This window comes from Pseudomonas sp. MM227 (assembly GCF_947090715.1).
GTDB classification, from domain to species: Bacteria; Pseudomonadota; Gammaproteobacteria; order Pseudomonadales; family Pseudomonadaceae; genus Aquipseudomonas; species Aquipseudomonas baltica.
Genome location: NZ_OX352319.1, coordinates 2606863 through 2618905 on the forward strand (window position 1 = coordinate 2606863; position 12043 = coordinate 2618905).

Genomic DNA, 12043 nt, shown 5'->3' on the forward strand with positions numbered 1-12043 from the left:
ATGCTTTGAAAACCAGGCGTCCCGCGCAGGAACGCCTGGTCTGCCGTGTCGGCCGGTTACAGCTGCAGCGCGATGCGACCACCGCAGGGGCATTCGTCCATGGCCTTGTGCGCCTCGACGAACTGGTCAAAGGGATACACCTTGGCGATCTGCGGCACCAGCACGCGGTCTGCCGTCATCTGGTTGATATCACGCAGCGCGCGTTGCAAGGCCTCGGCATCCTGGACGATCCCCAGTTCCGGCTTGCCCAGAAAGTTGCCCAGGCAATGCACATGGAACTGGATGTTCTTCTGGAACGCGGCACACGCGGGAAACGGCGTCTGGTTGCCGCCCTGCAGGCCATACAGGATCAAACTGCCACGCGGTGCCAGGACGTCGCCGAGTACCGACATCTGCGGCCCGCCCAGCCCATCCAGAACCATGTCCACGCCGCGATTGCCGGTGAACTTGTCGATCTGCATGAGCAGGTCCTGCTCCTCGGTCACCACGACTTTCTCGGCGCCCAGCGACAGCAGGTAATCGCGCTCGGCCGGATTGCGCGTGGCGGCGACCACCTTCAGGCCCAACGCCTTGCCCAACTGCACGAACGAAGGTCCCGCGCAGTGGCTGGCGTCGGTTACCAACGCAGTCTGCCCTGGCTTGGCACGGGCCAGCTCGGCATAGGCGAAGTAGGCGATCAGTAACGGCGTGTAGTGCACCGCTGCCTCTAGCGGCGAGAGAATGTCGGGATAGCGCGTAAGGGCCGTGGCCGGCAGCAGAATCATTTCGCCGTAGACCGGGTACTCGTTGGGGCTTTCTGCGGGAAAGCTGGCGACCTTGTCGCCCACCGCGAAACCCTCGACCCCTTCACCCAGCGCCGTGACCACGCCGGCCATTTCCTGACCGAGGCCCGCCGGCAGGCGTGCTTGCGAGGGCGCCAGGTTCTGCCGCCAGAGCACGTCGTACCAGCTGATACCGATCGCCTCGACACGTACCTGAACTTCGCCCGGAGCGGGCGATGCCACTGCATGCTCTTCGCACGTCAAGACCTGCGCCGGACCAAATTTATGAAAACGGATCGTGCGGGACATCGCAAACCTCGCCTTGTAAACCTCTAATGCCATGAACTTTATCTGGGCATTCGCGCTTAAGCTATCAGCGCCTGTTAATAGTCGACATGCTTGCCATTGATTCGACCCTGCGGCCGCTCTGCGGGGCAGGCACGCGGATGACGCAAACCGAAATTTTCCGGTGCAGGGTAGCAGCCTTTGCCCTTAAGATTCACGCCTGCACCTCTTCTTCATGTTCCAGCGGGCCCATAGATGAACCGTAACGACCTGCGTCGCGTCGACCTGAACCTGTTGATCGTGTTCGAAACCTTGATGCATGAACGCAGCGTCACCCGCGCGGCCGAGAAGCTCTTTCTCGGCCAGCCGGCCATCAGTGCCGCCCTTTCACGCCTGCGCGGCCTGTTCGACGACCCGCTGTTCGTGCGCACCGGGCGCAGCATGGAACCGTCGGCGCGGGCCATGGAGATCTTCGCCCTGCTGTCGCCGGCGCTGGACTCCATCTCCACCGCCGTCAGCCGCGCCGCCGACTTCGACCCAGCCACCAGCAACGCGGTATTTCGCATCGGCTTGTCCGACGACGTCGAATTCGCCCTGCTGCCCATGCTGCTCAAGCGCATCCGCGCCGAAGCACCCGGCATCGTGCTGGTGATCCGTCGCGCCAACTACATCCTCATGCCCGCCCTGCTCGCCTCCGGGGAAATCTCCATCGGCGTCAGCTACACCGATGACCTGCCAGCCAACGCCAAGCGCAAGGTGCTGCGACGCAACCGCCCTATGCTGCTGCGCGCCGACACCAAGCCGGGCAACCTGACCCTCGACGAGTTCTGCGCCCGCCCCCATGCGCTGGTGTCGTTCGCCGGCGACCTGAGCGGCTTCATTGACGAAGAGTTGAAGAAGCACGGCCGCACACGGCACGTGGTGCTCGCCGTGCCCCAGTTCAACGGCCTCAGCACCCTGCTCGCCGGCACCGACATCGTCGCCACCGTGCCCGACTACACCGCCGATTCGCTCACCGCTGCCGGCGGCGTGCGCGCCGAGCCGCTGCCGCTGGACACGCCTTCGTTCGAGTTGCACCTGGCTTGGCGGGGGTCACAGGATAATGATCCTGGGGAGCGTTGGTTGAGGTCGCGGATACAGATGTTTTTTGGGGATCCGGAGAGTCTTTAATGGAATTCCACTGAATTCCATAAAGTCCTTTTATAACAACTCCTTATTGAGATTTTTAGCCCACTGCCGCCTGTCTAAATCCAATGGATTCTACGACTTATGAGGGCATAATTGGGGGCAAATTTCGGTTCCTTAAAAAGCATGCCCCCACCGATGCCCCCATATAATGGGGTTGTTTTCAGACGAAAACTCAGCGATGCCTTTGTTAACTACGCAAGCAGCTGCCCGGGTGATGGAAGCCGGTTCAGCCATAGTCAATATCAGTTCAGGAATGGCCCACAGCCCTTACCCCCAAGTCCATGTGTATTACGCCACCAAAGGCGCGGTCAACACCCTGACCCGCTCACTGGCAATGGAACTGGGCCCCCGTGGCATTCGCGTGATAGGCATCGCGCCGGGCTTCGTTCACACCGAAGGTAATGCAGAATCCGCACAAGGAATGGATGAGTTTTTCATCGCCAAAACGCCGCTGGGGCGTGTCGGCAAACCTGCAGACATTGCCGGTGCCGTGGCGTTCGCGGTTTCCAACGATTCCGCCTGGGTGACGGGCAGCACGCTGGATGTGGCAGGCGGGATGATTTTCTAAGCATGCCTCGCAATGCCGGTTGTGCAAAAGGGCAAGGCACCCGCTGTGGACAAGTGAGTGCTGGTGGTGAGTGCTGAGTTGCAGCCTCATCAGAGCTAGCACTTCAACGTCCGCTGCTGGCCGATTCTGTTGAAAAGGTAGCTCCCCTATCTGGCCTGCGGCAAGAGGCCCATTTGAACCTGGCGTATCGCTGGCTCTCGGGGCAGCGATCTCTTTCGCTGGCTGTTCAACGAGGTGCTGCATCGTTGCATGGACGCTGGGTTGGTCAAGGGCGAAGGCTTTGAAACCTGGCGCCTCGGTCAGTCTCGCCCCGTTCACTGATGCTTGGCGCCTGGTCGAGCAGCCGGATCAGGTGGCGAGTCTGTCGATCGATGAGCTGGACGATGAGGTGGTAACCAGTCACGAAGACCAGCGCGATGTTCTCGGCGAACTGGAAATCACTGCCCGCCTGATGATCACCGGCGGCGAGGCCAAAGAAGAGGCGCGCCTGAGTCGAGCCGATCGCAGCTTGATCCGCGAGTGCATTCTCGATGCGGCGCAGAACAGATGTCCATCAGCCACATCAGCTTGATGAACCCGTGAACAACCTCGCCGAGCGCGACCAGTACCTGTGCCGACCGATCATCATGGTCACCGACGAGGGTCATATCATCACCAAGAACCCGTTGCTGGCGCTGTTCGTGGTCAAGGGGACGAAGATGTGGCGCAAGCTCGGCGCTTGGTTCTGGCTGGCGACGCAGAACCTTGCTGATTTTCCCACGGCTGCGCAGACCATGCTCAACATGATCGAATGGTGGATTTGTTTGAATATGCCGCCCGCGGAAATCGAAGAAATCGCACGGTTCAAGAAGCTTTCACCTGCGCAGAAAGCCCTGTTGCTCTCCGCCAGCAAAGAGCCGGGGAAATACACCGAGGGGGTGGTGCTGTCGAAAAAGCTCGAGACGCTGTTTCGAGCCGTGCCACCCAGTCTTTACCTCGCCTTGGCCATGACAGAGCCCGAGGAAAAAGCCGAACGCTGGACACTGATGCAGGAGAATGGCTGTTCGGAGTTGGAAACGGCTTACCGGGTAGCTGAACGGATTGATAGCGCACGAGGAATAGAGCCCATATAAGGGAGGTGTGGCGCTCCCAGCTTTGGCCAATCCGGCAGCTAGCCGTTGGAGACCTTTTCAACATAGGCATCCATGAACCAGTCAGGGACCTCATCAACCTTGAACTCAAGGTCCGTCCCATCCGTAACTTCGGCCAGCAGCACCAGATCGGCACCGGAGTTATCGAAGATGTAGGCCCGGTCCGAAGCAGCAATAGCCACAGGCAGCAGGCTGAGGCAACGGCCGTAGCGCTGTACAATTTTTTCTGTGGGAACTGGGTGCCCACCTGCCGCGACACGGTTCCTGACCCTGTTGATATTGATGTCAGGGTCTTCAGTTGCCACAAAGTACAGGTAGGTTCGGTATCCAGACTCTCTTGCCTTGAGCATAAAGGCGATTTTGTCGTCGCTAGACATCACCGTTTCGAAGGTGAAAGACAACTGGTCTTCGAGGAGCTTGTTCCGGATGAAGTCAGAGAGCACGGAGGCAAAATAGGAGTTCATCGCGACCGTCTGGAAATTCAGGCCGTTGCTGCTAAAGCCTATGTTGGTCGCCTCCTCATCGAGACGGGCAGACCTGACCAGCCGATGCTCCCTAATGAAACCGAGAACCTCATCACCCTCAACTTCCAGTTGAAAATCACTGAACTCCAGACGACCGCTGTCTTTGGCAGCCTTCTCGATTTCATCCGGGTTAATGTAGATACCGATCAGATGGGAAGGGATGGCACTTTTCATCGTGCTCTTGCCGGAGCCGTTGGGTCCAGCAAAGACCCTCAACCGAGGGACAGTCATGAGCAACGGCGCACCTTGATGACGCCACCCAGAGTCACTTTGTGCTTGGGCTTGGCCACCCGAATGACTTTGTGCTTACCGTCAGCAGTCGTTTCAACAAGCATGCCGTTCATGACTTCCATCACACTGCGGCCGGCAGCCAGGGCGTTGATATAGGCGGTATTGATGGCGCCTTCAGCCATGACCGGGATCTTATCCTCCAGTCGACTCACCAGATCGTCACTCAACACTCGTTTGGCTTTCATATCGCGCTCCACGTTCTCAGAGCGTGCAGAATCTGCACTTAATCAGAATCTTAGCTACGTGAACCTGTTTGTGACAGGGCGAAAGCTACTTCTGCCAGCCTCCATTCTAGAGGAATGGCGTCTGGAACCATACCTTTCAAGAGATTTTCACGTTCGATGCATGACCGGTGGCATTTGAAGCAAGTACCGCCCTTGGTGCAGCGCCCAAATAAGGGAAGCACTGCCGTTCTAGAACCCTGTCAAAATGTTTTTTGGGGATCCGGACAGTCTTTAGGTGTCGTCGGGCAGGCTGTTTATCTGATGATTTTTTTGCTTTCCACAAACCATGGCACTGCAATCCTGGTAGATAGCCACATGAGGCACATCTGGAGGCCATGGTTCGGATGACTGCGCACTTGTCCCATACTGTGGTGCTGACCTGATCGAGCACTATGTCCGCCAAGCTGACCCGATCGGCCACCGAGTGTTCAGCAGCTTCTGCAAGAAGAACATGGGGCTGTTGAAGCATATTTTCGGCCTGCTTGGCGATAGCGACGACAACGTACAGAGAGTAATGCTGTCCTGGTTGAACAGGCGATCGAAAGTACCGGCCTGGCCAGGAACACTACGAAGAATTGTGGATTGAGTAGGATCAGCCTACTGCCAATGACAGGTATCACCCTTGCCCCCTACGCCACCCTTTTTTGAGGTCGTGCGCATGAAGCAACGCGTGACTTCATACGTCGCAGCTCGTCAGTTCCAAACCTCAAGCCATGTGTTCGCAAGAAGAATGGCATAATATGCCAATGAGCGGAAAAAACTTCTTATCGAAAGCTGGAGCTCATCATGGCGACGCGAAACGTTGTGCTCACCCCTCACCAGGAACAGGTTATCCATGACCTGGTGCAGTCCGGCCGTTATCAGAATGCCAGCGAAGTGGTGCGAGAAGGTTTGCGTCTATTGGAACAGCGCGTCGCCGAAGACACCGCCAAAATCGAGGCCCTGCGTCAGGCGACTTCGATCGGCATCATGGACCTTGAGCACGGTCGCTCCACTCAGGTGAACGAAGGGGAACTGGATCACTACCTCGAGGACTTGAGCCTGGAGGCCACCCTCCCCGCGCGTGAGAAACGCTGAGCATGCCGCAGTATCGAATTTCCAACGCGGCGCGCGCCGACATTGTCGACATCCTCAGGCTCTCCCAGACGCAGTTCGGCGATCAAGCACGCCAGCGTTACCAAGCGCTGATCCTCGCGGCGCTGCAAGCGCTTGCCGACACGCCTCATCGCATTGGCAGCCGCGACCGCGACCGCAACCGCAACCGCGATGAGCTTGCACCGGGCCTTCGAAGCTATCACCTCATCTATTCGCGTCAGCAGGCCAAACAAACCCACGGAACGGTGAAAAGCCCTCGCCATATCGTGTTCTATCGTGTGGCAAACGACCATGTGATCGAGGTCGTCAGACTCCTTCATGACGCCATGGAAGTGCAGTTGCATTTGCTGGACGACTGATCAGAATCACAGATGCAGCGCAGACTCCCGCTGGCCAACCCCGCGGCGAGAAGGAACGCGCACCCGCAGCGCAATCAGCAGCGCAGCCAGCAGCATCACCACAGCCGCCGCTACGAATACGCCTGAGCTGCCGCCGAGGCTGAACATCGCACCGCCAGCGGCGGCGCCGGTGGCGATGGCTGATTGCACGGAAGCCACGACCATGCCTCCGGCGCTTTCCGCCTGGTCAGGGACCGCGCTGGCGACCCAGTTCGACCACGCTACCGGCACACCACCGAAGGCCAAGCCCCAGATTGCCAGCAGTACCGCCTGCCCCGGCACCGAGGCTGGCAACAACACCAATGCTAGTGCTGCAAGGCCGACCAGTGCGGGCATCAGCACCAGGGTGGCCAGCGGGTTTCGTTCCAGCAGCTTGCCGGCCAACAACGTGCCGACGAAGTTCGCCGCACCGAAGCCCAGCAGCATCAGCGACAGCCCTTGAGCGCCGATGCCGGTCGTGCCTTCAAGGAACGGCCGAACATAGGTGAACATCGCGAAGTGGCCGCTGTGCACCAGCACGCAACCGAACATCCCCATGGCAATGCCCGGACGCTGCAACACCTCTAAAATGGTACGCAGTCTTGCCGGCCGCCGCGGCGCCAGCCGCGGCAAAGTGAACGACTGGAAAGCCAGGGTCACCATGCCCACCGCCGCCGCTGCAAAGAACGCGCTGCGCCAGCCATACAGCCCGCCCAGATAGCTGCCCAGCGGCACCGCAACGACCGTGCCGATAGCGATGCCGCTGAAAATGATCGACAGCGCCCGGGGCAACAAGGCAGTCGGCACCAGGCGCATCGCTACCGCCGCTGCCATGCTCCAGAACCCGCCCAGGGCGACGCCCAACAGAATGCGCATCGACAACAGCACCGCGAAGCTGGAGGACACGGCGACCAGTAGATTGGAGGCGACCATCAAGGTAGAAAAACCCAGCAATACCCAGCGCCGGTCGATGCTGCGGGTCAGACCTGGCACCAGCAAGCCAGCGAACAGTGCCACCACTGCGGTCACTGTTACTGCCTGGCCAGCCAGCGCTTCGGATACGCCCAGGTCGGTAGCCATCAGCGTCAGCAAACTGGCCGGAAGGTACTCGGCGGTCAGCAATCCGAACACCCCCATCGCCAACGAGAAGACGGCCATCCACGCCGGCGTCGCAGGCTCTACGTCCGCATCGATACCGCCATGGCGGTCGGATACGGTGTTGCATACACCTTCAGTCATTGCTCAGATCTCCCAATCTTGATTACGAGCGGAAGTCTAGGCGCCGAGAGCTGGATGATCTATGATCTGGAATCTCTAGTTTTTGACCGAAACACCTGAACGATGTCTGCAGATCAGTTTGCTCTTTCCTCGGATCTCATCAACGAACTGTTGCGCGGCATGCGATTGCGTGGCGTCGAGTACCGGCGTATCCAGGCGGGCCCCACCTTCGGTTTGGGTTTCGCGGAAAAGTCCGGGCACGCCTGGTTCCACTTCATCGCCGTCGGCGATGCGGTGCTGCAAATGGAAGATGGCAGCACCTACGCGCTATCTGCCGGCAATGCCGTGTTCATCTCCCAAGGCGCAGCCCACCAGCTGTTTTCTCATCCGCACGCGCCTGTTCAAGACATCGACCGTCTGGACAGCGCACCGCTCGGTGACACCGTCAGCGAAGTGGATACCGGAACCGATGCCAGCGCCACGCCAAGCACAATATTGTTCAGCGCTTGCATGGAGTTTGAACTGGGCAGCCTCCATGGCCTTGGCCGGCTGATGCCGGGCCTGATGCTGATCGATGCCGGCGGCCAGCGTTACCCGGGGCTGGTGCCGATTCTGGCCACCATGGAGCGCGAGGTCAGCGCTGCCCGTATCGGTTTCGCCGGTATCCTTGCGCGGTTGGCCGACGTGGTAGCTGCCATGGTCGTTCGAGGCTGGGTCGAGTGCGCCTGCGGCAATGCCTCTGGGCTCGTCGCGGCCTTGCGCGACCCACGCCTGGCCGGTGCACTGCTGGCGCTTCATCAACAACCGGGTCGGGACTGGACCGTCGCGCAGTTGGCCGAGCACTGCAATACCTCGCGTTCAGCCTTCGCGGAGCGCTTCCAGGTGACGGTTGGCATGACGCCGCTGCGCTACGTGACCGAGCTGCGAATGCGCCTTGCAAGCCAGTGGCTAACCTTGGACAGGCTGCCGATCGAAGAGGTGGCGCAGCGCTTGGGATACACCTCCCAGGCCGCGTTCAGCCGCGCATTCAAACGCATTACCGGCAAAACGCCTGGGCTGAGCCGTAAGGTGAGGCAAGCCGAACGCAGGTAGTGGAAGCAACAGAAGTAGCCACTCGCGAACGCTGGTACACCCGTTGAAAGCGAGGGACGAAACTGGGAGCAACAGGGTGTTTTTCAGGCTGTAATCGCCGACCAGAAGTAAAGTGCTTTTCGAGGATCCGGACAGCTTCTGGATATCCCGTCATTGCGCACCTATCCGTCAACACACCAAGGCACCCCATGATCCGAGAACTGAAGACCTTCATCTGCGTAGCCCAGCGAGGCACCTTTGCCGCCGCCGGCCAGCAGGTCGGGCTGACCCAGTCCGCCGTCAGCGCGCAGATCAAAGGTCTCGAGGAAACACTCGGCGTCAAGCTGTTCGACCGCACAGGCCGTTCGGCCACCCTCAATTCGGCAGGCCAACGCGCCATACCAATGGCCGAAGAAATCCTGCGCCTCTTCGAGCAAATGGGCGCGGCCGACAGTGCCAATGGTTTCCAGGGCTCGTTGCGCATCGGCGCCATCGGCACGGTTCAGACCGGGATCCTGCCGCAGGCATTGGTGGCCTTGAAAGCCCAGGCGCCGTTCATTGAAACCCACCTGGTGCCAGGCGTTTCGTTGAATCTGCTCAGTCAGGTGGATGCAGGTGAGCTGGACCTGGCCATCATGATCAAACCGCCCTTCTCGCTACCCAAGGATCTGCAAGCCGAAGTGATTGCGCGCGAGGCGTTCGTGCTGATCACCGCCAAGTATGTAGCAGGCGATGATCCGCTCAAGCTTCTCGCAGAACAGCCCTTCGTGCGGTATGACCGCGGATCGTTCGGCGGCCGCCTGGTCACCCAGTTTCTCAAGGAGCAAAAGATCCACGTTCGCCAAACTCTGGAACTGGATGAGCTGGATGCAATTGTAAAGATGGTGCGCAGTGGGCTGGGTGTTTCATTGGTACCCAAAGCGGGTCTATGGCTCGAACATTCGGAAGACGTGAAAGTATTGGAGCTGCACGACCTCACGTTTTTCAGAGAAATCGTGCTGGTATCCAAGTACCGACAAAAGCATTCACCGCTGTTCAATCTGTTTCGAGACTGCGTGTTACAGGCGGTATGAGGCTTACTGAACGTATGATTCATCAGAATAATTGGAGCTCGGAACCGAAGATTTGCGCTTTTACTTGAGGTATTTCCGGATAAGAATTGATAAAAATCAAAACCAGTCCAAAGGAAATCACCGTGAGCCTTTCGCCCTTCCACCTTGCAATCCCCGTGTACGACCTAGCCGCCACCCGTCACTTCTACGGTGAGGTGTTCGGTCTTGCCGAAGGCCGCTCGAGCGCACAGTGGGTAGACTTCGATTTCTACGGCCATCAATTGGTCATCCATGAGCACCCCAAGACGGCTTCGCAGGAAAGTGTGCACAGCAACGCGGTGGACGGCCACAACGTACCGGTCCCGCACTTCGGCATCATTCTGGAATGGGCGCAGTGGGAGGCCCTGGCAGAGCGCTTGAGGGCGCGCGGAACCGAGTTCGTGATCGAACCCTACATCCGCTTCCAGGGCCAGGTCGGCGAGCAGGCCACCATGTTCCTGTTCGACCCCTGTGGCAATGCGCTGGAGTTCAAGGCCTTCAAGGACATGAGCCAGCTGTTTGCCAAGTGATTCAGCTGACTGTTGCTCGCAGCCGAGCAACGTTCTCATCAATACGGTTCTGGATCATGCGCAAGGTGTCTTGAGTAATGAGCTGCGGATACAGGTCCTGAGCAATAGTCGCGAACCGGCTGGCCACATCACAAATACCCTCGATCATTTTGCTTGCGGCAGCCGGGGCGAGCTCTGCTTCCTCGGCAAGCCGCAGCATTTGCTTACGTGAAATCGCCAGCGCCTCACCCATCACATCCATCTGGTGGTATCCGCCTGGTCCTTCGCAGAACGTCACGTCGTAGGCCGGCGACAATCGCCACTGACCGTCGCGCGTCATGATGTAGGCAAAGTTCTTCGGGTGATCGTCCCGGTTGTTAAACGCGACATTGAAGACCGCACGCTCGAACGCCGTTGCCATCGCTCGCACGTCGTTGGTACACATATGCGTCGCCCGCAGGAAGTTGACGTAGTCCAATACGCCCGGTGATCTATAGTCGGCCCCGGTAAAGGCTGCGAGGCTTTGCATCGGGATGCGCAGGCCACCCCGGCGGTCAAAACGCTTGCTGGCAAACGCAGCCAACCCGCCCGGCAGACCGAAGTACTGGGTCTCGGGCGTTTCGATCCCGCACATGCGCAGGCACTCGGCATAGACCATTTCAATGGCGCACACCTCCGCATGTTCGTCCTTGGCTGGAAACTTCACCAGCCAGGCCTCGAAACCCGGCATCACCGCCGTGGTGAATCCGCCCGTTGCCGGGTCGCGATGAACAAGCGCTTTGGGCCTCGCACCCTGAGGCGAGCCGCCCACCAGAAGCAGGGTCTGCAAGAACTCACCGCCGTCTCCCTGGAGCACTTCCTGCACTTCGGTTGCAAGTTGTTCCAAAGGAATATGAACATCGGACTCCTGCCCCTCGGGTACCACCGGCTCGAACGTCATGGCGCCCATCGCATTGCTACCGATGTAGGCCAGCCGTTGCAGCGTACCGATTCGCGCCGTGCCGAGCCCACGACGCCTGAACATGCGATCCATCAGCAACATGCCCCAGCCGTCTGGTAACGCGTCGTAGACGGGTCCTGGCAGATGCCATTGGTGGTCTGGAAAATCCCGTCGCAATCGAGCACCTTTCAACGGCAGCCTGTAAGACGACAGCTCAAAGCCCTTTTCCCTGGCTTCATTGCTGTACTCGAACACGATCACCGGACGACCCGTCAGGGCAGTGGTAGACACCAGCGTGCCCCACTGCCATCGCTCGCCCCAGCCCTCGTAAAAAACGTTCACCTGCTCAGGCATTGCCAGTCTTCCTTTTAGAGCGAAGACGTTTGGCACTGTTTTCATAGCGCTGGATGTCATCGATGCTTTCCAGCCTGGGCATGAACAAGCCATCGAGCTCTTGGGCTCGACCCAATGCCATCGCCACCCTGACCAGGTTCTCGAACCCGACATTGCGTCCGGCTTCAAGGTTGGAAACGGTGTTGGTGCCTATGCCGGCGCGGGCCGCCAGATCGGCCTGGGTCATGTTCAGTGCCAGCCGCTCGGTGCGCAAGCGCCCGCAAAGGCGCTTGGCGATCTCGGCTGGCTTGTTGAAATATAAATCCAACATTGCGAAACCTCGGGGACTGTCTGGCGTAGTGACCCACATTATAGGATGGGCATGCATCCAAGGTAAAATTTAAATCCCTTATGCTGTTGGTTATGTCAATTTTATCG

At 59.1% G+C, this 12043-nt stretch carries 13 protein-coding genes and 2 pseudogenes; 9 read left to right on the forward strand and 6 right to left on the reverse strand.

Annotated elements, in window-relative coordinates; genetic code table 11:
- Nucleotides 1-56 precede the first annotated feature (56 nt).
- Complete coding sequence (locus ONG87_RS11665; protein WP_122715562.1) at nucleotides 57-1070, reverse strand: zinc-dependent alcohol dehydrogenase family protein; 1014 nt, start codon at nucleotides 1068-1070, stop codon at nucleotides 57-59.
- Nucleotides 1071-1301: 231 nt separating this feature from the next.
- On the opposite strand from ONG87_RS11665, the gene ONG87_RS11670 reads away from it, so the two are divergent.
- The 3 genes and pseudogenes from ONG87_RS11670 to ONG87_RS11685 form a co-directional block, all read left to right on the forward strand.
- Nucleotides 1302-2216, forward strand: coding sequence for a LysR family transcriptional regulator (locus tag ONG87_RS11670; protein WP_264381291.1), 915 nt, complete (start codon nucleotides 1302-1304; stop codon nucleotides 2214-2216).
- Nucleotides 2217-2412: 196 nt separating this feature from the next.
- The gene (locus ONG87_RS11675) at nucleotides 2413-2802 is read left to right on the forward strand and encodes an SDR family NAD(P)-dependent oxidoreductase (RefSeq protein ID WP_264381292.1); all 390 of its coding nucleotides are present in this window, start codon (nucleotides 2413-2415) and stop codon (nucleotides 2800-2802) included.
- Between the two features lie 280 nt (nucleotides 2803-3082).
- A pseudogene (locus ONG87_RS11685) lies at nucleotides 3083-3914 on the forward strand (hypothetical protein); the annotation flags it as partial.
- Between the two features lie 38 nt (nucleotides 3915-3952).
- Here ONG87_RS11685 and ONG87_RS11690 read toward each other — a convergent pair.
- Together ONG87_RS11690 and ONG87_RS11695 are read right to left on the reverse strand one after the other, a co-directional pair.
- Nucleotides 3953-4687 carry a zeta toxin family protein gene (locus ONG87_RS11690; protein ID WP_020300911.1) on the reverse strand — a complete coding sequence of 245 codons (735 nt, stop codon included), beginning with the start codon at nucleotides 4685-4687 and terminating at the stop codon, nucleotides 3953-3955.
- On the reverse strand, nucleotides 4684-4932 hold the full coding sequence (locus ONG87_RS11695) for a hypothetical protein (protein WP_020300912.1): 249 nt from the start codon (nucleotides 4930-4932) through the stop codon (nucleotides 4684-4686). The genes ONG87_RS11690 and ONG87_RS11695 overlap by 4 nt, the downstream gene beginning before the upstream one ends.
- A gap of 385 nt (nucleotides 4933-5317) precedes the next feature.
- Here ONG87_RS11695 and ONG87_RS11700 point away from each other — a divergent pair.
- The 3 genes and pseudogenes from ONG87_RS11700 to ONG87_RS11710 form a co-directional block, all read left to right on the forward strand.
- Nucleotides 5318-5557 (forward strand): annotated as a pseudogene (locus ONG87_RS11700) (hypothetical protein); the annotation flags it as partial.
- Nucleotides 5558-5757: 200 nt separating this feature from the next.
- Complete coding sequence (locus ONG87_RS11705; RefSeq protein WP_264381293.1) at nucleotides 5758-6048, forward strand: type II toxin-antitoxin system ParD family antitoxin; 291 nt, start codon at nucleotides 5758-5760, stop codon at nucleotides 6046-6048.
- A 2-nt stretch (nucleotides 6049-6050) separates the two neighbouring features.
- Nucleotides 6051-6425 (forward strand): type II toxin-antitoxin system RelE/ParE family toxin, encoded by a 375-nt coding sequence (locus ONG87_RS11710; protein WP_264381294.1) that lies wholly within the window; start codon nucleotides 6051-6053, stop codon nucleotides 6423-6425.
- Between the two features lie 6 nt (nucleotides 6426-6431).
- Here the strand turns inward: ONG87_RS11710 and ONG87_RS11715 are convergent, their stop codons facing one another.
- Entirely contained in the window at nucleotides 6432-7682 is a 1251-nt protein-coding gene (locus ONG87_RS11715) for an MFS transporter (RefSeq protein WP_264381295.1), read from the reverse strand.
- A 102-nt stretch (nucleotides 7683-7784) separates the two neighbouring features.
- Here ONG87_RS11715 and ONG87_RS11720 point away from each other — a divergent pair, with 102 nt between their 5' ends.
- The 3 genes from ONG87_RS11720 to ONG87_RS11730 all read left to right on the forward strand — a co-directional run bounded on the left by ONG87_RS11720 (nucleotide 7785) and on the right by ONG87_RS11730 (nucleotide 10353).
- On the forward strand, nucleotides 7785-8753 hold the full coding sequence (locus tag ONG87_RS11720) for an AraC family transcriptional regulator (RefSeq protein ID WP_264381296.1): 969 nt from the start codon (nucleotides 7785-7787) through the stop codon (nucleotides 8751-8753).
- Between the two features lie 188 nt (nucleotides 8754-8941).
- Nucleotides 8942-9805 carry a LysR family transcriptional regulator gene (locus ONG87_RS11725; protein WP_264381297.1) on the forward strand — a complete coding sequence of 288 codons (864 nt, stop codon included), beginning with the start codon at nucleotides 8942-8944 and terminating at the stop codon, nucleotides 9803-9805.
- 122 nt (nucleotides 9806-9927) lie between these two features.
- Nucleotides 9928-10353 (forward strand): VOC family protein, encoded by a 426-nt coding sequence (locus ONG87_RS11730; protein ID WP_122477711.1) that lies wholly within the window; start codon nucleotides 9928-9930, stop codon nucleotides 10351-10353.
- A 1-nt stretch (nucleotide 10354) separates the two neighbouring features.
- On the opposite strand, the gene ONG87_RS11735 is transcribed toward ONG87_RS11730, so the two are convergent.
- Nucleotides 10355-11626 carry a type II toxin-antitoxin system HipA family toxin gene (locus ONG87_RS11735; protein ID WP_264381298.1) on the reverse strand — a complete coding sequence of 424 codons (1272 nt, stop codon included), beginning with the start codon at nucleotides 11624-11626 and terminating at the stop codon, nucleotides 10355-10357.
- Complete coding sequence (locus ONG87_RS11740) at nucleotides 11619-11936, reverse strand: helix-turn-helix domain-containing protein (RefSeq protein WP_122477707.1); 318 nt, start codon at nucleotides 11934-11936, stop codon at nucleotides 11619-11621. Before ONG87_RS11740 ends, ONG87_RS11735 begins: the two co-directional genes overlap by 8 nt.
- Nucleotides 11937-12043: the final 107 nt, after the last annotated feature.